Origin of the sequence: Neisseria sicca 4320, assembly GCF_000193735.1 — a bacterium.
Lineage (GTDB): Bacteria > Pseudomonadota > Gammaproteobacteria > Burkholderiales > Neisseriaceae > Neisseria > Neisseria sicca_E.
In genome coordinates this window covers 1-20,809 of the sequence record NZ_AEPF01000116.1, presented here as the reverse complement: position 1 = coordinate 20,809, position 20,809 = coordinate 1, and the positions used below count along the sequence as shown (strand labels likewise).

Below are 20,809 nucleotides of genomic sequence, written 5' to 3'. Positions count from 1 at the left end.
TGAATCAGTTGCCGACCGTTATGAACTTTCACCCAAAATCATTGAGCCTATGCCCGCATCGGTGAAGATTTCCAGCAAAAGCGCGTTGGGCAGGCGGCCGTCGATGATGTGGGTGGCTTTGACGCCGTTGCTTGCCGCTTCGACGGCGGAACTGATTTTGGGCAACATGCCGCCGTAGAGCGTGCCGTCTGCGATTAATTCGTTGATACGGCTTGGCGTGAGGTTGGTCAAGAGGTTGCCTTCTTTGTCCATCACGCCGGCAATGTTGGTCATCAACAGCAGTTTTTCCGCGTTCAATTCTTCCGCCAGTTTGCCTGCGACCAAATCGGCGTTGATGTTGAAGGCCTCGCCTTTCTCGCCGACACCGATGGGTGCGACGACGGGGATGCAGCCGCGATCAATCAGACCTTCAATCAGGCGTACGTCTATGCTTTCGACCGTGCCGACCTGTCCGATGTCCACACCAGCCTGTTCGGGCGTATCGACCAGCAGTTTTTTGGCTTTGATGAAATGGTTGTCGCGTCCGGTGACACCGACCGCGCGTCCGCCCTGCAAATTAATCAGCGAGACGATTTCCTTGTTGACATGACCGCCCAACACCATTTCTACGATGTCCATCGTTTCGCCGTCGGTCACGCGCATGCCTTGCACGAATTCGCCTTTTTTACCGATTTTTTCCAACATTTCGTTGATTTGCGGTCCGCCTCCGTGAACGATGACGGGGTGGATGCCTACCAATTTGAGCAAAACGACATCGCGGGCGAAGCCTTCTTTCAAAGCAGGCTCGGTCATGGCGTTGCCGCCGTATTTGATGACGATGACGGAGCCGGAAAAACGGCGGATATACGGTAAGGCTTCGGCTAAAATGCGCGCTTTGTCGGCTGCGGAAATGGGATGGAATTCGCTCATAATCGTGTCTCATTGTTAACAATTTAATCATTATAGATAGCGGATTCGCTTTGAATCAGTAAAAATCAGCTTCGCAACAGTTTGCTGCTTCGCCGTCTTGCCATGATTTAAAGCCAAACTGCCCTATCTTAACGTCAAAGGTCGTCTGAAACAACATTCCGCAACCCTTATCGGTTGAGGATGCGCCCGTCGGAATGGTAGAATCAACGGATTCGGGTATATCCGTTTGCCGTCGCCGACGGATACGGTACCGCCCACACATTTTCTCAAACAACGGTTATCCGGTTTACCCGATATACCGAGGACTTTCCCATGATTAAAATCAGCACTCAATTTGACGCCGGCTCCGTCGTCGTCAAAGACCTGACCGACCCCGCCAATATCCGCCTCGAGCTGCGTCCGGACAACGCTTCCGATTTCGCCCAATGGTTTTATTTCCGCCTGCAAGGTGCGGCGTATCAGAATTGCGTGATGCACTTTGAAAACGCGGCGGATTCGGCTTATCCCGAAGGCTGGGAAGATTATCAGGCGTGCGCCTCTTACGACCGCCAAAATTGGTTCCGCGTCCCGACAGAATACGAAAACGGCGTGTTGTCCATCAACCATACGCCCTTGTCCAACAGCGTTTACTACGCCTATTTCGAACCCTATTCCCACGAGCAGCATTTAAACCTCTTGGGCGACGCGCAAGGCAGCGGGCTTTGCCGCATTGACGACTTGGGCAGCACCGTGCAAGGCCGCGACATCAACCTGCTGACTGTCGGTAACCAAGTCGAAAGCGACATGAAAATCTGGATTATCGCGCGCCAGCATCCGGGCGAAACGATGGCGGAATGGTTTATCGAAGGCTTGCTCGGCCGCCTGCTCGATCCACAAGACCCGACCGCGCGCATCCTGCTCGACCGCGCCACTTTCTATATCGTACCGAACATGAATCCCGACGGCTCGGTATTGGGCAACCTGCGCACCAATGCCGCAGGCGCAAACCTCAACCGCGAATGGGAAACCCCGACTTTGGAAAAAAGCCCCGAAGTATTCCTTGTTCGCGAAAAAATGTTGGAAACAGGCGTGGATTTGTTCCTAGACATTCACGGCGACGAAGCATTGCCGTTTGTCTTTGTCGCCGGTACGGAAGGCGTGCCGAACTACAATCCGCGCATCGCCGCGCTGGAAACGCAGTTCAAAACCGCCCTGCTCTCCGCCAGCCCCGATTTTCAAGACGAATACGGCTATGAAAAAGACGCGCCCGGTCAGGCAAACATGACACTCGCAACCAACTGGGTGGGCAATCATTTCGACTGCCTCGCCTATACGCTGGAAATACCGTTTAAAGACAACGCCAACCTGCCCGACGACGATTTCGGTTGGAACGGTCAACGTTCCCTGCGTTTAGGTGAAGCCATGTTGTCGGCTGTCTTGAACGTTGTCGATGATTTGCGATAATTCTTTTCCCCCATCACACAAAAGGTCGTCTGAAAATTCAAATCGGGATTTTCAGACGACCTTTGTCGGGCTAAAAACACATAAACCGCCCTTCCCATAAGGAACACACATCATGATGATACATCCGCAGTTTGACCCCATTGCAATCAGTATCGGACCAGTCGCCATCCGCTGGTATGCCCTCAGCTATATCGTCGGCTTTATGCTTTTCCTATGGCTGGGACGCCGCCGCATCAAACAAGGCAACACCGCCTTTACCCAAGAAATGCTCGACGAATTCCTGACTTGGGGTGTTGTAGGCGTCATACTCGGCGGACGTCTCGGTTACGTCCTTTTCTACAAACTCTCCGATTACCTCGCCCATCCGCTGGATATTTTCAAAGTTTGGGAAGGCGGCATGTCTTTTCACGGCGGCTTCTTGGGCGTCGTCATCGCCATGTGGCTATTCAGCCGCAAACACAAAATCAGCACCTTGAAAACCATGGATTTTGTCGCACCGCTTGTTCCGCTGGGTCTGGCTTCCGGCCGTATCGGCAACTTCATCAACGGCGAACTCTGGGGCCGCGTTACCGACATCAACGCCTTTTGGGCAATGGGCTTTCCGCAAGCACGCGCGGAAGACCTCAACGCCGCCGTGCGCAACCCGCTTTGGGCAGAATGGATGCAGCAATACCACGTACTGCCGCGCCACCCTTCGCAACTCTACCAATTCGCCCTTGAAGGCATCTGCCTTTTCATCGTCGTATGGATTTTCTCCAAAAAACCGCGCCCGACCGGACAAGTCGCCTCCCTCTTCCTCGGCGGCTACGGCTTCTTCCGCTTTATCGCCGAATACGCCCGCCAGCCCGACGACTATCTCGGCCTGCTCACCTTGGGCTTGTCGATGGGACAATGGTTGAGCGTTCCGATGATTGTATTGGGCGCGATCGGTTTCGTTTGGTTCGGTAAGAAAAACCGCATGAACTGATACTCAAAGTTCGTCTGAAAATCCAAGCGGGACGCTGTAATAAGCGTCCCGTCATCACATCAGCCATTCCAAACACGCGCAATTTGCGATTCATCAAACCGAATCGCAAAAAATCTTAAATCCGACTTGGTTTATCCGCCGCCCGATGGTATCTTGGCACACCTTTCCACCCTTTTTTAAAGAGAGCCTAAAATGTCAGAAGAAAACAAAATCAAAGTCAACGACCTGCCCGAAGACAAAAAAGAACAGTCTGAAGAAGTCGAGCTGCCCGTAGTCAACAACGAAGAAAAACGCGGCGGCCACAGCGAAGGCGGCTGCTGCGGCGCATGCGGCGGTTGATTCAGTTTTGAAAAACAAAGGTCGTCTGAAAACCATGTTCCATGGTTTTCAGACGACCTTTTTATCGAACGAGGGATGATGACAATAAAGGGATCCCCATCCAAACTCGTCATACTTTCAAACAAGGATTACGAGCGTGCGAGTAAATGTTTGCTCATTTGAGGGCTATTGTTGTCTTCAAATTTAATCAGGCTTGCTTTGACATGATAACCCAATACTTTCGCAATAATTCCGCTCATGGACTTTCTCAGTATGCGGTTGTAGCGTTCTGCGGAGCGGTTGTAAGCACGGCGCGCGGAAACAACGTCGTTTTCAGCTGCATCCAGCATTTCAAGCTGGCTTTTCAATCCTTCGTCGGGTCGTTGTTTTAAGTTTTTTTCCAAAGCTTCCTGCAAGCTTCGGAGCAATTTGTTTAATTCTGCTTCCGCATTGCACAGGCGGGAAAGCGATTCCGGCGAAAAAGATTTGGATGCCTGGCTCAATACCGCTTCTGCATCGCCACAGGCGGACAACAAACCTTTATCCATATCGGCACCTTCGCGCCCCAGGTAGATTTTTGACGCATCTAAAACATGTCTGACTGCCTGGTGCCTACACGCCAAAGCGATACGCAATGCAACGAAAGATTCTTGGTAATCTTTTTTACAACGGCTGAGCTTTTGTTTGAAATTAATCAGCAGAAAGCCCAATATCACGGCGATGAAAATAAGACTAATGATTCCCATAATGCTCATCCTTGATTATTTATTGAAGTAATGTGTTGAGTATTTTGCAGATTTCTCGCGAACGAAAGCTAATCCGCAGATTTGATTTAGTTTGATAGCATTATAACCCAAATAGATTTTTTTGCCCATAAGTCATAAAAAAGGCCGTCCGAATTTTCTTTCAGACGACCTTTTTCATACACCTTATATCTTAATTTCAATAAATTATATCTTAATTTCAATAAATTATATCTTAATTTCAATAAATTATATCTTAATTTCAATAAATTATATCTTAATTTCAATAAATTACTTCCCCTTCACATCAATCACCCACACTTCCGACTGCGAACCCAAGCGCAGCGGAATCCCCCAGAAACCGTAGCCGGACGTAACAAAAAAGTGTCTTCCGCCGATTTCCTCGTAGCCGTAGGCAAGGCGGTAGAGCGTCCGCACAATCAAGTTTGCCGGCGCGATTTGACCGTTGTGTACATGACCGGAAACTTGAATGTCGATAGGCAGCGTGGCGTGCGCCTCGACTTCGGTCGGGCGGTGATCCATCAGCAAAACGGGCTGGTCGGTATTGTGGTTTTCCAGCAACTGCGCGACAGACGGACGGTCGTGATCCAAGTCATCGTTGCGGCCGACGAGCAGGAACGCATCGTGTTGCAACACTTGGTTGCCGAGTACAGTAATGCCCGCCGCTTCAAGATCATGGCGGATGCGCGCGCTGTCGCCGAACATATCGTGATTGCCCAAAGTCGCGTAAACGCCCAGCGGCGCTTTCAGACGACCCAGATGCGGCTGCATATTCTCTTTGCGGTAGGCATCGACATTATCGTCCATCAAATCGCCCGGCAACAGGATTAAATCGACTTTTTCGCGGTTCATGATGTCCACTAGCTTATCCAGTTGCCGCGCGCCGAACAAAATCCCCAAGTGCAAATCGCTTGCCACGCCGATACGCAGCGGTTTGTCCATTTTCTTATCGATCAAGACGGTCTGATGACGGACGACGGGCGTATAGGCGTTGTACATCCCCAAGCCGACCAAGCCTAACACAAACAGCGGCGCAAACAGCCGCAGGCTGCGCGACAACGGCCGGCTTTCCACGAATTTGCGCAGCAGCAGAAACAGGACAAACGTCGCCAGTGCCGCATACATCACAAACAGCAGCAACACCATCCAAAACGCCATGATGCGGAACATAAAATGTCCCAATTCCAACAAAAGCCCCGCCAACAGGCCGTTGGTCACGAAATACGACACACCCATCAGCCAACGCCTGCCCGCCTTCCCGACCACCGGCGCGAACAGCCATTGCAACGAACGCCCCAGCCCAAAGGTAAAAAGCTGGAGCAATACAATCATAATCAGAAACATCGTGCCAAACATAAAGCGAGCCTGTTGAAAATCAAAACACAAACGGCGGATTCTATCATAATTCCCCTTTCAGACGAGGTCGTCTGAAAACCTTAAGTGCTATAATATTGCCTGAAAATCTCCATAAAATCCGAAAGGAAACACAATGAACCACCCCCAAACCGCCATCATCCCCGACCACGCCCAAGCCGGCATATTTATCGAAGCCGACATCCGCGACGGACGCTACGACAACATCAAAACTGCCTGCAAAACGTCGCTTGAAGCCTTGGAGAAGCTTAAAACCCGCTTTCCCGAAGATATTTTAGGCATGACCATCGCCTTCGGCAGCGAGGCATGGAAAGCGTTCGGACATACAGAAGAAGGCAGCGAAATCAAGCCCTTCCCCGTGATGGGCAACGGGCTTGCCCCTTCGACCCAACACGATATTTACATCCACATCCAAGCCTACCGCCAAAACGCCGCCTACGCACTCGCACAATCGGTCTTTTCGGCGTTTGGCGACAGCATCAATATCGCCACCGAGGAACACGGCTTGCGCCTTTACGAAGAACGCGGACTGGACGGCTTTGTCGATGGTACCGAAAACCCGCAAGGCGATGATGAAGTCCGCGAAGTCGCCATTATCCCCGAAGGCCGACCCGATGCCGGCGGCAGCTACGTCCTGCTGCAAAAATACCTGCACGACCTGAAAAAGTGGGATGCCGTCCCCGTTGCCGAACAAGAAGCCAGCGTCGGACGTACTAAAAAAACTGACGAAGAATTAAGCGAAGACGTGCGCCTGCCCGAATCGCATTTGGGCCGCGTCGACTTGGAAGAAAACGGTGTGGATTTAGAAATCGTCCGCCGCAGCCTGCCCTTCGGCAAAATCAGCGGCGAACACGGCCTGATGTTCACTTCCTACTGCCATACCCTGCACAATATAGAAGCGCAGCTCTTGAGCATGTTCGGCGAGACCGACGGCAAAACCGACCTGCTGCTCAAGCATCTTTCCACCGCCGTTTCCGGCGCTTATTACTACGCCCCTTCGGTCAAGCGTTTGCAGGATTTGTAAAACGGCGTTGCCGATGTGAAATATTGAAATCCTAAAATAAAAGGTCGTCTGAAAACCCGTAATCAAGTTTTCAGACGACCTTTCTTCAAGCCATTAAATCAGGCAAACACCAGCTTGCCGCCCTCTTCTTTCACATGAATCGTGCTGTCGGGCGCGTATTTGCCTTCGAGCAGGGCTTTGGAAAGCGGGTTTTCGATTTCCGACTGAATGGCGCGTTTAAGCGGGCGTGCGCCGTACACGGGGTCGAAACCGGCTTCGGCAATCAAATCCAATGCGGCATCGTCCACTTTCAGGTGCAGGTGCTGCGCTTCCAAGCGTTTTTCCAAGCCTTTGAGCTGGATTTTCGCGATGTTGCGGATATTCTCCTGATTCAGTCCGTGGAACACGACCACTTCGTCGATACGGTTGATCATTTCGGGGCGGAAGTAGGCTTTCACTTCTTCCATCACCGCTTCTTTCACGGCTTCGTAATCCTGCGTACCCATTTGTTGGATGTGCTGGCTGCCGATGTTGGAAGTCATGACGATAACAGTGTTTTTGAAGTCCACGGTGCGGCCTTGTCCGTCGGTCAGGCGGCCGTCATCCAATACTTGCAGCAGGATGTTGAACACGTCGGGATGGGCTTTTTCCACTTCGTCCAGCAGAATCACGCTGTACGGTTTGCGGCGGACTTGTTCGGTCAGGTAGCCGCCCTCTTCGTAGCCGACATAGCCCGGAGGCGCACCGATGAGGCGGGCGACGGCGTGTTTTTCCATGTATTCTGACATGTCGATGCGGATGAGATGGTCTTCGCTGTCGAACAGGAAGCCTGCCAAGGCTTTGCACAACTCGGTTTTACCCACGCCGGTCGGGCCTAGGAACAGGAAGCTGCCGTAAGGTTTGTTCGGATCGGCAAGACCGGAACGGCTGCGGCGGATGGCGTCGGACACGGCGCGCACGGCTTCGTCTTGACCGACCACGCGGCGGTGCAATACTTCTTCCATTTTCAGCAGCTTGTCGCGTTCGCCTTCCATCATTTTGGACACAGGGATGCCGGTCATACGCGATACGATTTCGGCCACTTCGTCTGCGCCGACTTCGGTGCGGAAAAGTTTGTTTTGTTTTTTGCCGTCGGGGTTACTTTCCGCCGCTTGCAACTGTGCACCCAATTTCGGCAGTTCGCCGTATTCGAGTTCGGACGCACGGGCGAAATCGCCTTGGCGTTTGGCCTGCTCGATTTTGACTTTGATGTCGTCCATCTGTTTCTTGATGTCGGCGGTGCTGGAAGACGCGGCTTTTTCGGCTTTCCAGATTTCGTCCAAATCAGCGTATTCTTTTTGCAGGCCGTCGATTTCTTCGTCTATCAGCTCCAAACGTTTTTTGCTGGCGTCGTCGCTTTCTTTGGCAACGTGCATTTTTTCCATTTTGAGCTGGATGATTCGGCGGTCGAGTTTGTCCATCTGCTCGGGTTTGCTGTCCAGCTCCATTTTGATGCGGCTGGCGGCTTCGTCAATCAAATCAATTGCTTTGTCGGGCAGGAAGCGGTCAGTGATGTAGCGGTCGCTCAACTCTGCGGCGGCAACGATGGCTGGGTCGGTGATGTCGATGCCGTGGTGGATTTCATAACGCTCCTGCAAACCGCGCAGGATGGCGATGGTATCTTCCACGCTGGGTTCGCCGACCAATACTTTTTGGAAGCGGCGTTCGAGTGCCGCGTCTTTTTCGATGTATTGGCGGTATTCGTCCAAGGTGGTCGCGCCGATACAGTGCAATTCGCCGCGTGCCAAAGCGGGTTTCAGCATATTGCCTGCGTCCATCGCGCCGTCGGTTTTACCCGCGCCGACCAAAGTATGAATTTCGTCAATGAAAATCAGGGTGTTGCCGTCGTCTTTCGCCAAGTCGTTCAACACGCCTTTCAAGCGTTCTTCAAATTCGCCGCGGTATTTCGCACCGGCAATCAATGCCGCCAAATCCAAAACCAGCAAGCGTTTGTTGCGCAGGGATTCGGGTACTTCGCCGTTGACGATGCGTTGCGCCAGACCTTCGACAATGGCGGTTTTACCCACACCCGGTTCGCCGATCAGCACGGGGTTGTTTTTGGTGCGGCGTTGCAGCACCTGAATGGCGCGGCGGATTTCGTCGTCGCGGCCGATAACGGGGTCAAGTTTGCCGTCGCGGGCGCGCTGGGTCAGGTCGAGCGTGTATTTTTTCAACGCATCGCGTTGGTCTTCGGCATTGGCATCGTTCACGTTTTGTCCTCCTCGTACCGCGTCAATCGCGGCGTTGATGTTTTGTTCGGTCGCGCCGGCTTCTTTCAAGATTTTGCCGGTCGCATCGTTCTGCTGCACCAAGGCAAGTAGGAAAAGTTCGCTGGCGATATAGGCATCGCCGCGTTTGGTTGCGGCTTTATCCATCAGGTTCAACACCGCCTGCAATTCGCGGCTGGGCAGAATATCGCCGCCCTGACCAGACACTTTCGGCAAGCTGTTCAAATGCTGCTGCAAACGCTGTTTCACCTGCGGCACGTTCACGCCCGCATGAGCCAAGAGCGCGGCGGCTCCGCTGTTTTGGTCGTCAAGCAGGGCTTTCAGCACAAAGCCCGCTTCCAGATAGCTGCTGTCCGCAGCCAATGCCAAACTCTGAGCTTCTGCAAGGGCTTGTTGGAATTTGGCGGTTAATTTGTCGAATCTCATCTTTAGGTTTCCTTTCTTCTGAAACGAATATCTTTCTAATAAACGCTATATAGTGTCGCCTGTGGATAACTCAAGAGAAAAATTTACCAAAATATTAAAAAATATAGTATCAATCTGTTTTTAAAATAGATTAAATCAGAAAAGGCTGTGAATAAGTCGATATGCCCACTATAAAAAGGTCGTCTGAAAACTCGTTGGGAATCAGGTATAATCAATCCCTATTTCATTTCAGACGACCTTGAGCCATTAAGGATATCCCCATGAGCAAGAAACGCGTCCTCACCGGCGTAACCACCACCGGCATCCCGCATCTGGGCAACTACGTCGGCGCCATCCGCCCTGCCGTCCGCGCGGCGCAAAACCCCGATACCGAATCCTTCCTCTTCCTCGCCGACTACCACGGTATCATCAAATGCCACGAGCCGGAGATGATTCACCAATCCACCCAAGCCGTTGCCGCCACTTGGCTTGCCTGCGGACTCGACCCCGAGCGCACCACCTTCTACCGTCAAAGCGACATTCCCGAAGTGATGGAATTGAACTGGATTCTGACCTGCATTACCGCCAAAGGTCTGATGAACCGCGCCCACGCCTATAAAGCCGCCGTGCAAGCAAATGTTGAAAACAATCAGGAAGACCCCGACCACGGCGTAGAAATGGGGCTGTACAGCTACCCCATCCTGATGACCGCCGATATTCTCATGTTCAACGCCAACGAAGTGCCCGTCGGCCGCGACCAAATCCAACACGTCGAAATGGCGCGCGACATCGCCGGACGCTTCAACCACCGCTTCAAAGAAGTCTTCACCCTGCCCGAAGTGAAAATCGACGAAAACGTCGAACTCTTGGTCGGCTTGGACGGACGCAAAATGTCCAAATCCTACGGCAACACCATTCCGCTTTGGGAAAACGACAAGAAAACGCAAAAATCGGTCAACAAAATTATCACCAACATGAAAGAGCCGGGCGAGCCAAAACAGCCCGACGAAAGCCCCTTGTTTGAAATCTACAAAGCCTTCTCTACGTCGTCTGAAACCGCAGCGTTCACACAAATGCTTGCCGAAGGCCTAGCATGGGGCGAAGCCAAAAAACTTTTGGCCGCCAAAATCAACGCCGAGCTGGCGGAACCGCGCGAACGCTACAACGAGCTGACCGCCAATCCTTCGCAAATCGAAGACATCCTGCAGGCAGGCGCAGCCAAAGCACGCAAAGAAGCGCGCGAACTGCTGGACAAAGTACGCGACGCCGTCGGCATCCGTCCATTGAAGTAAATCTCAAAAGGTCGTCTGAAAAAGCAGCCCGCGTATAGTGGATTAAATTTAAATCAGGACAAGGCGACGAAGCCGCAGACAGTACAGATAGTACGGCAAGGCGAGGCAACGCCGTACTGGTTTAAAGTTAATCCACTATATATTTCAGACGACCTTTTCCTGTTTAGAACAAGGAATATCCGATGAAAGCCTTTCCGATTCTCTTATCTGCCCTTTTGCTCGCCGCCTGCGGCAAATCTGAAGCCCCTGCCGAGCCCGCACAAAATGCCGCCGAAGCCGCGCCAAAGCCCGCGTTTAAAGTCAAATACATCGACAACAACGCCATCGCAGGCTTGGATTTAGGACAAAGCAGCGAAAGCAAAACCAACGATGACAAAAAACAAATCAGCTATCCGATTAACGGCTTATCCGAACAAAACGTCATCCAACTGATCGGCAACCACCCCAACGATTTGGAAGTCATCAGCGGCAAATGTATGGAAACCGGCGACAAAGGCGAGCCTTTGGGCTGGACTGAAAACGGCAAATGCCATGCCTTGTTTGCCAAACTGGTCGGCAACATCGCCGAAGACGGCGGCAAACTGACGAGCTACCTCCTCTCCCATGCTGCCCTGCAACCCTATCAGGCAGGCAAAAGCGGTTATGCCGCCGTTCAAAACGGCCGCTACATCCTTGAAGTGGACAGCGAAGGAATGTTCTTCTTCCGCCGCCGCCACTATTGACCGAGCGGGTGCCGCCCATGTCCGTCCACACTTTAATCCGCGCCCTGCCTAAAGCCGAATTGCACGTCCATATCGAAGGCACGTTCGAGCCGGAATTGATGTTCGCCATCGCCGGGCGCAACGGCGTTTCCATTCCCTATGCGGATGTAGAAGCCGTGCGTCGCGCTTATGATTTTCACAATCTCCAGTCCTTCCTCGATATTTACTACGCAGCAGCGGCGGTCTTGCTCCACGAACAGGATTTTTACGACCTGACCACCGCCTATTTCGCCCGTTGCCGCAAGGACAACGTGGTCCACACCGAAATCTTCTTCGACCCGCAAACCCATACCGCGCGCGGCGTACCGTTTGAAACCGTCATCAACGGCATTACCCGCGCCCGTCAGGAAGCGCAGGAAAAATGGGGGATTTCCAGCAGGCTGATTATGTGTTTCCTGCGGCATTTGAGCGAAGAATCCGCGTTTGAAACGCTTGCCCAAGCGCAGCCTTTCAGACGACATATCGACGGCATCGGACTGGATTCGAGCGAACTCGGCAACCCGCCCTCGAAATTCGAGCGCGTCTTCGCCCAAGCCCGTGCGCAAGGTTTTCCCGCCGTCGCCCACGCCGGCGAAGAAGGCCCGCCCGAATACGTTTGGGAAGCGTTGGATTTGTTGAAAGTCGTCCGCATCGACCACGGAGTGCGCTCCGAAGAAGACGAAACCCTTATTCAGCGACTGATTGCCGAACAAATGCCCCTGACCGTCTGCCCCTTGAGCAACCTCAAGCTCAAAGTCGTCAGCGGCCTGTCCCGACACAACCTGCACCGTATGCTCGAGCGCGGCGTATTGGTTACCGTCAATTCAGACGACCCCGCCTATTTCGGCGGCTATATCAACCAAAATTTCATCGAACTTGCCGACGCATTGGGTTTGAATGAAGCAGACATCCGCACCTTATGCAAAAACTCGTTCAAAGCCTCGTTTTTAAGTGAGGAAGAAAAAGCAAAACGGTACGCCGAAATCGACAGCATCCATGTTTAAACACGAAGCCGACCTGAAAAAGCAATCCGGCCGGCTTTTTTCTCGGTTAAAATGCGAACCGTATAAACATCGAACTTCTTTTCAGACGACCCTTCTAAATAAAAACACCGTTTCAGCGAGAAGGTCGTCTGAAACACCCTCAAGAATGAAAAAAATCCATCTCATCCTTATGCTTCCGGTTTTTCTGACAGGTTGCGCCGGCCTGCCCTCACTGGACGAGCGCCCTGAAAGCCACTACCTCGACATCCGTTCCGCCCCGCGCATGGATGCCCTGCTCAATACCGCCTCTAGCAAAACCGGCGGCGATATTTCCAATGTCTATCTGCTCAACGACGCACACGAAGCCTTCGTCGCCCGCGCCGCTCTGATTGAAGCCGCCGACCACACCCTGGACCTCCAATACTATATCTGGCACAACGACATCTCCGGCAAGCTCATGTTCAACCTTATCCACCGTGCCGCCGAACGCGGCGTACGCGTGAGACTGCTGCTTGACGACAACAACACCAACGGGTTGGACAACGTCCTGCTCGCCCTCGACAGCCATCCCAATATCGAAATCCGCCTGTTTAACCCCTTCGTCCGCCGCAAATGGCGTGCGCTGGGTTATTTAACAGACTTCCCGCGCCTCAACCGCCGGATGCACAACAAATCCTTCACCGCCGACAACCGCGCCACCATCCTCGGCGGGCGCAATATCGGCGACGAATATTTCAAAGTCGGCGAAGACACCATCTTCGCCGACCTCGACATTCTTGCCACCGGCCGCGTCGTCACCGAAGTTTCGCAAGACTTCGACCGCTACTGGGCAAGCCATTCCTCCTATACCGCCGCCAGCATCATCAAAAAAGGCGATATAGAAAAAGGCTTCCAAGAGCTGGGTTACGACGACAAAGACAAAAGCGATACTGTCAACCGTTACCGCAGAAGCATTGAAGACTCCGAACTCTATCAAAAAATGCAGAGCAACAGTATAGACTGGCAAAGCGTCCACACCCGCCTGATCAGCGACGACCCCGCCAAAGGGCTGGATCGCGACCGCCATAAACCGCCTATCTTCGAACGCATGCAGGACGCCCTGAAAACGCCCGAAAAAAGCGTCTATCTCGTTTCGCCCTATTTTGTTCCCACCAAATCAGGCGTGCGCGCGCTTGACCAACTCGTTAAAGACGGCGTGGACGTCACCATCCTGACCAACTCGCTCCAAGCGACCGATGTCGCCGCCGTCCACTCAGGCTACGTCAAATATCGTAAACCCCTACTCAAATCCGATGTCAAACTCTATGAGCTGCAACCCAATCATGCCGTCCCCACCACCAAAGACCGCGGCTTGACCGGCAGCTCCGCTACCAGCCTGCATGCCAAAACCTTCATCGTAGACGAAAAACGCATCTTTATCGGCTCATTCAATCTCGACCCGCGCTCCGCCAGACTCAACACCGAAATGGGCGTCGTCCTTGAAAGTCCCCAAATCGCAGGCGAAATGCAGCGCACTCTCGTCAATACCACCCCGAAATACGCCTATCAGGTTACCCTCGACAAATACAACAAACTTCACTGGTACGACCCCACCACTCAAAAAACCTACTCCGCCGAGCCGGAAGCCAAATTCTGGAAGCGCGTTACCTCCAAAATCCTCTCCTTCCTGCCTATAGAAGGATTGCTGTAAAACCCGAACAAAAGGTCGTCTGAAACCTGTATTTCAAGTTTTCAGACGACCTTTTGCTTATCCGTATCAAATTATTTGCCGGCTTTCACGCCCTGCCATTGGCGGACCATGAATTTCAAAATAGTGGGCTGGATGGGAACCATAATAAAGCTGTTTTTCAAATCTTCTTCGCTCGGGAAAATGGTGCGGTCGTCTCTGAACTCGGCTTCCATCAGTTCGCGTGCGGGCTTGCTGGAAGGGGCGTAGGTGACGAAATTGCCGTTTCTTGCGGCGACTTCGGGGTCGAGGAAGTCGTTGATGTATTTGTGGGCGTTGGCGACGTTCTTCGCATCTTTCGGTATAACGAAGGAGTCCACCCAAATCCCTACGCCTTCTTTGGGCATCATCACGCGGATTTTTTCTTTGCCGCCCGCTTCTTCGGCGCGCCGTCTGGCGATGTTCAAGTCGCCGCCGAAGCCGATGGTCACGCAGGTGTCGCCACGTGCCAAGTCGTCGATGAAGCCGGACGAGGTAAAGCGTTTGATGTTGGGGCGGTTTTTCTTGAGCAGCTCGGTTGCTGCTTTGATGTCTTCGGTATCGTTGCTGTTGGGGTTTTTTCCCATATAGTTCAACACCATAGGATAGATTTCCGCTGCGCTGTCCAAGTAGCTGATGCCGCATTGTTTGAGTTTGGATGTGTATTCGGGGTTGAACACCAAATCCCATTGGTTGTCCGGCAGTTTGTCCGTGCCTAAGGCCTTTTTCACGCGCTCGGTATTGATGGCGAAGGTGTTGGTTCCCCAATAAAACGGAACGGCGTATTCGTGGCTCGGGTCAACGCCTTCCATCAGCTTCATCAATTCGGGATTGAGGTTTTTATAGTTGGGAATCAAGGATTTGTCGATTTTTTGATAAGCCCCCGCCTTAATCTGCCTGCCGACAAAGGTATTGGACGGACCGACGATGTCGTAGCCTGATTTTCCGGTCAATACTTTACTTTCCAGCGTCTCATCGCTGTCGTACACGTCGTAAGTTACTTTGATACCGTTTTTCTTCTCAAAATCGGCGACTGTTTCAGGATCGACGTATTCCGACCAGTTGTAAATCCTCAATACATTTTGGTTTCCCGTCTGCTCCGCTTTATCGGAGGTATTTTTATCCGAACCTCCGCAGGCGGCGAGCATGACGGCGGCTAGGGCGATGAGGGGCAGATGTTTGGTCATTATCATTCCTTGCATATCAGGAGGAAGGGAAAGTAAGGGATTATAAATCAGGCATGCACTATCTGATAGCAATTTCCATTATATTGATAGCCCGAAGGTCGTCTGAAAGTCCCTGATTCAATAGCTAGAAACAAGGTTTTGCGGTAATATAGCAGCCATTTTCTTTTCACAATTACATACGGCCGGGAAGGTCGTCTGAAACCTTTTTAGTAGAGACATCGAAACATCATGAAAACCTCCGAACTACGCCAAAAATTCCTAAAATTCTTCGAATCCAAAGGCCACACCATCGTCCGCTCTTCCTCGCTCGTGCCGCACGACGACCCGACGCTGCTGTTCACCAACGCTGGCATGAACCAGTTTAAAGACGTGTTCCTCGGCTTCGACAAACGCGCCTACAGCCGCGCCACCACCGCGCAAAAATGCGTGCGCGCCGGCGGCAAGCACAACGACTTGGAAAACGTCGGCTACACCGCCCGCCACCACACCTTCTTTGAAATGATGGGCAACTTCTCCTTCGGCGACTACTTCAAACGCGATGCGATTCATTTTGCTTGGGAATTTTTGACTTCTCCTGAATGGCTGAACCTGCCCAAAGACAAACTCTTGGTGACCGTGTATGCCGAAGACGACGAAGCCTACAACATCTGGCTGAACGAAATCGGTATGCCCGCCGAGCGCATCGTCCGCATCGGCGACAATAAAGGGGCGAAATACGCGTCCGACAACTTCTGGCAGATGGGCGACACCGGCCCCTGCGGCCCGTGTTCCGAAATTTTCTACGACCACGGCGAAGAAATTTGGGGCGGCATTCCCGGCAGCCCTGAAGAAGACGGCGACCGCTGGATTGAAATTTGGAACTGCGTGTTCATGCAGTTCAACCGCGACGAACAAGGCAATATGAATCCGCTACCCAAACCGTCCGTCGATACCGGCATGGGCTTGGAGCGCATGGCGGCCGTGATGCAGCATGTCCACAGCAACTACGAAATCGACCTGTTCCAAGACCTGCTTAAAGCCGTTGCCCGCGAAACCGGCGCGCCGTTCAGCATGGACGAACCCAGCCTGAAAGTCGTTGCCGACCACATCCGTTCCTGCTCCTTCCTGATTGCCGACGGCGTGATGCCGTCCAACGAAGGTCGCGGCTATGTGCTGCGCCGCATCATCCGCCGCGCCGTTCGCCACGGTTACAAACTCGGTCAGAAACAGGCATTTTTCTACAAACTCGTGCCCGATTTGGTGAAAGCGATGGGCGATGCGTATCCCGAGTTGAAAGAAAAACAAGCCCAAATCGAAGAAGCCCTGAAAAACGAAGAAAGCCGCTTTGCCCAAACTTTGGAAACCGGCATGGCTTTGCTGGAAAACGCCTTGACCAAAGGCAGCAACAAATTGGACGGCGAAATCATCTTCAAACTCTACGACACCTACGGCTTCCCATACGATTTGACCGCCGACATCTGCCGCGAACGCAATATCGATTTGGACGAAGAAGGCTTCAACCGCGAAATGGAAGCCCAACGCGCACGCGCACGCGCCGCGCAAAACTTCAAAGCCAACGCACAGCTGGACTACGCAGGCGCGGACACCGAGTTCACAGGCTATGAAAAACGCAGCCAAGAGACCAAAATCATCGCCTTATACAAAGGCAGCGAAGCCGTGGACGAACTCCAAGCAGGCGAAGCAGGCGTAGTTGTTTTGGAACAAACCCCGTTCTACGCCGAAAGCGGCGGCCAAGTCGGCGATGTGGGTTTTATCTTCGCAGGCGAAAACCGCTTCCGTGTCGAAGACACGCAGAAAATCAAAGCCGCCGTACACGGACAATTCGGCTCAGTCGTATCAGGTCGTCTGAAAGTGGGTGATGCCGTATCCGCCGAAATCGACAACGACATCCGCAACAGCATCATGCGCAACCACAGCGTTACCCACCTGATGCACAAAGCCCTGCGCGATGTACTCGGCACACACGTTGAACAAAAAGGCAGCCTGCAAAACGCCGAGCTGACCCGCTTCGACATCTCCCACACGCAAGGCATCAGCGCGGAAGAAATCGCCGAAGTCGAACGCCGCGTCAACGCCGCGATTGTCGCCAACGTGCCCGTCAAAGTGGAAACCATGTCCATTGAAGACGCGCAAAAATCCGGCGCAGTCATGCTCTTCGGCGAAAAATACGGCGACTTCGTCCGCGTCATCACCATGGGCGACTACTCCATCGAACTGTGCGGCGGCACCCACGTCGCCCGCACCGGCGACATCGGCTTCTTCAAAATCATCAGCGAAGGCGGCATCGCCGCAGGCATCCGCCGCGTAGAAGCCATCACAGGCCTTGCCGCGCTGACATGGGCGCAAAACCAAGAAAGCCTGATGAAAAACATCATCGCCGAAGTCAAAGCCCAAACCGAAAAAGACGTACTCGCCAAAATACAAGCTAACGCCGCAAACACCAAAGCCTTGGAGAAAGAGTTGGCAAAAGCCAAAGCCGAACTCGCCGTCCACGCAGGCGCCAAACTCTTGGACAACGCCAAAGACTTGGGCGCAGCCAAACTCGTCGCCGCCCAAATCGAAGCCGACGCAGCCGCCCTGCGCGAAATCGTTACCGACTTGACCGGCAAATCCGACAACGCCGTAATTCTTTTGGCGGCAGTAAACGATGGCAAAGTCTCCCTGTGCGCCGGCGTATCCAAACCGCTGACCGGCAAAGTAAAAGCAGGCGATTTGGTCAAATTTGCAGCCGAACAAGTCGGCGGCAAAGGCGGCGGCCGCCCCGACCTGGCACAGGCAGGCGGCAGCGATGTGGAGAAACTGCCCGCGATGATTGAGAGTGTGAAAGATTGGGTTGGTGCGAAGCTGGATTGATGTAAGAAAGGCAGCCTGAAAGATTTTAGGCTGCCTTTTGTGTTACAGAGGCCGTCTGAAAGATATTTTCAGACGGCCTCTGTCAGTTTATTTGGCTTTATACCTACCATTGAATAGCGATTCAGAAGGTATCCAGCCATCTGCCAAATCATCCAACATCTTAATCCAATACTCTAGGCGTTTTTCTGACGAGACGCTTTCTCCCCAATATTCGACAATTAGAGCATCATCCATTTCCAAAGCAGCTTTTTCAATTTCATGCTCAATCAATTTTAAAGATTTTTCTACATAGTTTCCGCCACGGTAGTCTTCCGCCGAGTTGGCAACGCTGCCCGCACTGAATAAGTCCCGCGCCTGATGACAAAGCACACCGCGATAGGTAATCAGATACAGGACGGCATTATCGTATTTGTGCTTCGCCCTGCCTGAGCAGACAATACGGGGGGAGACTAATGCTGCTTCAGCTCGGAGGCGGATTTTTTCTTCCTGCGGCAGGGAAGTGTAAAGGCGCACTTCCAAAGGCAGATCATGGCTGTCTACTGCGTCAATGTCTTCTATCCACCATAACCGCTCGCCTTCTTTCAGCCTGTTACGGGCATATTTTCGGATATATTCCATTTTTTCATGCATATCCAAATCGGCAAATTCAGCATAGGAAATACCGAAACCCTCAAACAGAGACGGTCGATCAGATTCTATTTCTACCTCAAAGCGCGGAACATGCGATGTGCGGACATGAATTACGCTATCTTCGTAAAGTTGCCATTTCACATCGGGAATGCCCCCCATTTTTCCGAATACCACATAGATATGCTGTACACCGTCAGCTTTGTTTTTCTCTTGGATACTGTTTGCTACGCTGCGCCAAGTATCTTTTAGCGTGAATTTGACTTCTACGCCATATTCTCCTATTGGAACATCGGGGAAAATTTGCGGCACAGGTTCAGGATTGATAACTATGTCAGCATAAGCGGGAATTTTTGCAATGCACAGCGCACGAACTCTGTTTTCAAAAATATCTTGGGATTTGAAAGGTGCGTTTTTTGCCTCTTGCCTCAATACGGTGCAAACCTCGTCTAAAAACTTCTCAAACTCCTTTTTTGTCAGCATAATGCATTACCACTTAAAAATATAAAGTAGTAATTTTATCTTATTTAACAGGGTTATTTAAGTGCCTTACTGACGGCGGCGGCGATGTGCCACCCTAAAACAGGAGGGACGGCGTTGCCAATTTGCCGTTCTGTGGCACGCAATTTTGCCTGGAAAATAAAATTGTCGGGAAACGATTGGATGCGCGCCGCCTCACGCATGGAGATGCGGCGGGGTAATTCGTAATGCCACTGTATGTTTCCATGGCATTCTGCCCTGATAGTGTAGCCCGCCCTTTCGGCATCCAATTTTCGACTACCTTGATCGGGGCTTTTTTCTGCTCTACTCCAAATATGGTTGGCAATTTCGTCTTCTACTTTGTCGGCCAAATCGCCTATAGCCTGTCTGGCTGTTACATAGCTGTTGCTGGTATTTGTTTTTTCAATCTGTATTTCGGGAATTTCAGGTAGCCTTCCAACGATGATAACTCGCTCCCGAGTCTGTGGAACACCGTAATCGGCTGCATTCAGCAAGTAGTAATCTACCTGATAACCCAAATTGCGAAAATCTGAAAGCACTGTTTCCAAATCTTTCCGATGATGCTTCATCAGTAGCCCTTTGACATTTTCAGCAACAAATATTTTGGGGCGAACGCGTTCAACAGCAGACAACATGGCTTTATACAGCCCGCTGCGGCTGCCTGAAATACCTGCACCTTTACCATTAATAGAAATATCCTGACAAGGAAAGCCACCGATAATGATGTCTGCGCTAGTGGGTATTTCATCCAAATGCTGCCAAATATCACCATGTACAATGTGATTTCCTAAGTTGTGGCGGTAGGTTCTAACAGCGTGTTCGTCGATTTCGTTCGCCCAAATAATATCAAAATCATGTTTGTCATAAGTACGGTTTAAAAACTCAAAGCCCCCTAGAAAACCCAAATCCATTCCGCCACAACCGCTAAATAAAGAAATAATTTTATATTTTTTTTCGCGGTCTTCTTGCTTTTCCTGTTTGGTCATTAACTCCATACATTTAAGATAAAAAGCATGGGAAAAAGTACCTCTATTTACTTTGTTACAAATTGCATTTGCCGTTTCACTTTCCCCTTGCTCCAAGAATAATTCTGATAATTGTATAAAGCCAATTCCATGCTCATGCATTTTGGCTTTTATGGCATCTCCAGCTAACTTGTTCCAATTTTTTCGTGCAAATTCGGTCATGGTTAATCTTTCAGTCATTCATAAATGACATTATTTTAGCGTTTTTTATAATTTAAGCCAAGATTTAAAATCTACCTTTAGGTTTACAGGCCGTCTGAAAACAAAAATCTCGTTTTCAGACGACCTTTTTCCGCTAAAATCCCCCTACCGTCCAACCCGAAACAAGGAGAACCATCATGCAAGTTCCTACTTCCGCCATCATCAACGGCGAATTTGCCGACAAATACGGCAAACGCGGCAGCAAGCCGTAGCCAGCACCCCTGTCAACCGCGTGCGTGGCTAGA

The 20,809-nt window shown here is 51.7% G+C and carries 16 protein-coding genes and 1 pseudogene; 10 read left to right on the top strand and 7 right to left on the bottom strand.

Translation table 11 applies throughout. The annotated features are described in order from the left end of the window. Nucleotides 1–18 precede the first annotated feature (18 nt). Nucleotides 19–909 carry an acetylglutamate kinase gene (gene argB, locus NSCA4_RS0110385; protein WP_016688065.1) on the bottom strand — a complete coding sequence of 297 codons (891 nt, stop codon included), beginning with the start codon at nt 907–909 and terminating at the stop codon, nt 19–21. A 312-nt stretch (nt 910–1,221) separates the two neighbouring features. Here argB and NSCA4_RS0110380 point away from each other — a divergent pair, with 312 nt between their 5' ends. From NSCA4_RS0110380 to NSCA4_RS15605, 3 genes are all read left to right on the top strand, one after another. Further along, complete coding sequence (locus NSCA4_RS0110380; protein ID WP_016688064.1) at nt 1,222–2,352, top strand: M14 family metallopeptidase; 1,131 nt, start codon at nt 1,222–1,224, stop codon at nt 2,350–2,352. Nucleotides 2,353–2,464: 112 nt separating this feature from the next. Next, the gene (gene lgt, locus NSCA4_RS0110375) at nt 2,465–3,319 is read left to right on the top strand and encodes a prolipoprotein diacylglyceryl transferase (RefSeq protein ID WP_016688063.1); all 855 of its coding nucleotides are present in this window, start codon (nt 2,465–2,467) and stop codon (nt 3,317–3,319) included. A 192-nt stretch (nt 3,320–3,511) separates the two neighbouring features. Further along, nucleotides 3,512–3,658, top strand: a complete 147-nt coding sequence (locus NSCA4_RS15605) for a hypothetical protein (RefSeq protein WP_003767024.1) — start codon at nt 3,512–3,514, stop codon at nt 3,656–3,658. 128 nt (nt 3,659–3,786) lie between these two features. Here the strand turns inward: NSCA4_RS15605 and NSCA4_RS0110365 are convergent, their stop codons facing one another. Both NSCA4_RS0110365 and NSCA4_RS0110360 read right to left on the bottom strand, forming a co-directional pair. Further along, the gene (locus NSCA4_RS0110365; protein WP_016688062.1) at nt 3,787–4,383 is read right to left on the bottom strand and encodes a LemA family protein; all 597 of its coding nucleotides are present in this window, start codon (nt 4,381–4,383) and stop codon (nt 3,787–3,789) included. Nucleotides 4,384–4,671: 288 nt separating this feature from the next. Then, complete coding sequence (locus tag NSCA4_RS0110360; RefSeq protein WP_016688061.1) at nt 4,672–5,757, bottom strand: metallophosphoesterase; 1,086 nt, start codon at nt 5,755–5,757, stop codon at nt 4,672–4,674. Between the two features lie 133 nt (nt 5,758–5,890). Between NSCA4_RS0110360 and NSCA4_RS0110355 the strand changes: the two genes are divergently transcribed. After that, a complete protein-coding gene (locus NSCA4_RS0110355; protein WP_016688060.1) occupies nt 5,891–6,799 on the top strand; it encodes a Dyp-type peroxidase in 909 nt (302 codons plus the stop codon). A gap of 98 nt (nt 6,800–6,897) precedes the next feature. Here the strand turns inward: NSCA4_RS0110355 and clpB are convergent, their stop codons facing one another. Beyond that, complete coding sequence (clpB, locus tag NSCA4_RS0110350; protein ID WP_016688059.1) at nt 6,898–9,471, bottom strand: ATP-dependent chaperone ClpB; 2,574 nt, start codon at nt 9,469–9,471, stop codon at nt 6,898–6,900. A gap of 260 nt (nt 9,472–9,731) precedes the next feature. Between clpB and trpS the strand changes: the two genes are divergently transcribed. The 5 genes and pseudogenes from trpS (at nt 9,732) to NSCA4_RS0110330 (ending at nt 14,155) form a co-directional block, all read left to right on the top strand. Continuing rightward, complete coding sequence (gene trpS / locus NSCA4_RS0110345) at nt 9,732–10,742, top strand: tryptophan--tRNA ligase (RefSeq protein ID WP_016688058.1); 1,011 nt, start codon at nt 9,732–9,734, stop codon at nt 10,740–10,742. A 30-nt stretch (nt 10,743–10,772) separates the two neighbouring features. Further along, nucleotides 10,773–10,901 (top strand): annotated as a pseudogene (locus NSCA4_RS15250) (IS5/IS1182 family transposase); the annotation flags it as partial. Between the two features lie 23 nt (nt 10,902–10,924). Further along, on the top strand, nt 10,925–11,464 hold the full coding sequence (locus NSCA4_RS13115; protein WP_016688057.1) for a hypothetical protein: 540 nt from the start codon (nt 10,925–10,927) through the stop codon (nt 11,462–11,464). Nucleotides 11,465–11,481: 17 nt separating this feature from the next. Next, complete coding sequence (locus tag NSCA4_RS0110335) at nt 11,482–12,486, top strand: adenosine deaminase (RefSeq protein WP_016688056.1); 1,005 nt, start codon at nt 11,482–11,484, stop codon at nt 12,484–12,486. A 145-nt stretch (nt 12,487–12,631) separates the two neighbouring features. Then, nucleotides 12,632–14,155, top strand: coding sequence for a phospholipase D family protein (locus tag NSCA4_RS0110330; protein WP_016688055.1), 1,524 nt, complete (start codon nt 12,632–12,634; stop codon nt 14,153–14,155). A 71-nt stretch (nt 14,156–14,226) separates the two neighbouring features. On the opposite strand, the gene NSCA4_RS0110325 is transcribed toward NSCA4_RS0110330, so the two are convergent. Continuing rightward, nucleotides 14,227–15,357, bottom strand: coding sequence for a polyamine ABC transporter substrate-binding protein (locus NSCA4_RS0110325; RefSeq protein ID WP_016688054.1), 1,131 nt, complete (start codon nt 15,355–15,357; stop codon nt 14,227–14,229). 228 nt (nt 15,358–15,585) lie between these two features. Here NSCA4_RS0110325 and alaS point away from each other — a divergent pair, with 228 nt between their 5' ends. Beyond that, nucleotides 15,586–18,210 carry an alanine--tRNA ligase gene (gene alaS / locus NSCA4_RS0110320; protein WP_016688053.1) on the top strand — a complete coding sequence of 875 codons (2,625 nt, stop codon included), beginning with the start codon at nt 15,586–15,588 and terminating at the stop codon, nt 18,208–18,210. Nucleotides 18,211–18,297: 87 nt separating this feature from the next. Here alaS and NSCA4_RS0110315 read toward each other — a convergent pair whose 3' ends face one another. Continuing rightward, nucleotides 18,298–19,320 (bottom strand): hypothetical protein, encoded by a 1,023-nt coding sequence (locus NSCA4_RS0110315; protein ID WP_016688052.1) that lies wholly within the window; start codon nt 19,318–19,320, stop codon nt 18,298–18,300. 53 nt (nt 19,321–19,373) lie between these two features. Then, a complete protein-coding gene (locus NSCA4_RS0110310) occupies nt 19,374–20,525 on the bottom strand; it encodes a DNA cytosine methyltransferase (RefSeq protein ID WP_016688051.1) in 1,152 nt (383 codons plus the stop codon). Nucleotides 20,526–20,809: the final 284 nt, after the last annotated feature.

Excerpts from the sequence above, each read along its gene's own strand:
- NSCA4_RS0110330 (WP_016688055.1), top strand. The coding sequence starts at position 12,632 with ATGAAAAAAATCCATCTCATCCTTATGCTTCCGGTTTTTCTGACAGGT.
- NSCA4_RS0110325 (WP_016688054.1), bottom strand. The coding sequence starts at position 15,357 with ATGACCAAACATCTGCCCCTCATCGCCCTAGCCGCCGTCATGCTCGCC.
- NSCA4_RS0110315 (WP_016688052.1), bottom strand. The coding sequence starts at position 19,320 with ATGCTGACAAAAAAGGAGTTTGAGAAGTTTTTAGACGAGGTTTGCACC.
- NSCA4_RS0110365 (WP_016688062.1), bottom strand. The coding sequence starts at position 4,383 with ATGGGAATCATTAGTCTTATTTTCATCGCCGTGATATTGGGCTTTCTG.
- argB (WP_016688065.1), bottom strand. The coding sequence starts at position 909 with ATGAGCGAATTCCATCCCATTTCCGCAGCCGACAAAGCGCGCATTTTA.
- NSCA4_RS0110335 (WP_016688056.1), top strand. The coding sequence starts at position 11,482 with ATGTCCGTCCACACTTTAATCCGCGCCCTGCCTAAAGCCGAATTGCAC.
- NSCA4_RS0110355 (WP_016688060.1), top strand. The coding sequence starts at position 5,891 with ATGAACCACCCCCAAACCGCCATCATCCCCGACCACGCCCAAGCCGGC.
- NSCA4_RS15605 (WP_003767024.1), top strand. The coding sequence starts at position 3,512 with ATGTCAGAAGAAAACAAAATCAAAGTCAACGACCTGCCCGAAGACAAA.
- lgt (WP_016688063.1), top strand. The coding sequence starts at position 2,465 with ATGATGATACATCCGCAGTTTGACCCCATTGCAATCAGTATCGGACCA.
- NSCA4_RS0110380 (WP_016688064.1), top strand. The coding sequence starts at position 1,222 with ATGATTAAAATCAGCACTCAATTTGACGCCGGCTCCGTCGTCGTCAAA.
- NSCA4_RS0110360 (WP_016688061.1), bottom strand. The coding sequence starts at position 5,757 with ATGTTTGGCACGATGTTTCTGATTATGATTGTATTGCTCCAGCTTTTT.
- NSCA4_RS13115 (WP_016688057.1), top strand. The coding sequence starts at position 10,925 with ATGAAAGCCTTTCCGATTCTCTTATCTGCCCTTTTGCTCGCCGCCTGC.
- NSCA4_RS0110310 (WP_016688051.1), bottom strand. The coding sequence starts at position 20,525 with ATGACCGAATTTGCACGAAAAAATTGGAACAAGTTAGCTGGAGATGCC.
- clpB (WP_016688059.1), bottom strand. The coding sequence starts at position 9,471 with ATGAGATTCGACAAATTAACCGCCAAATTCCAACAAGCCCTTGCAGAA.
- trpS (WP_016688058.1), top strand. The coding sequence starts at position 9,732 with ATGAGCAAGAAACGCGTCCTCACCGGCGTAACCACCACCGGCATCCCG.
- alaS (WP_016688053.1), top strand. The coding sequence starts at position 15,586 with ATGAAAACCTCCGAACTACGCCAAAAATTCCTAAAATTCTTCGAATCC.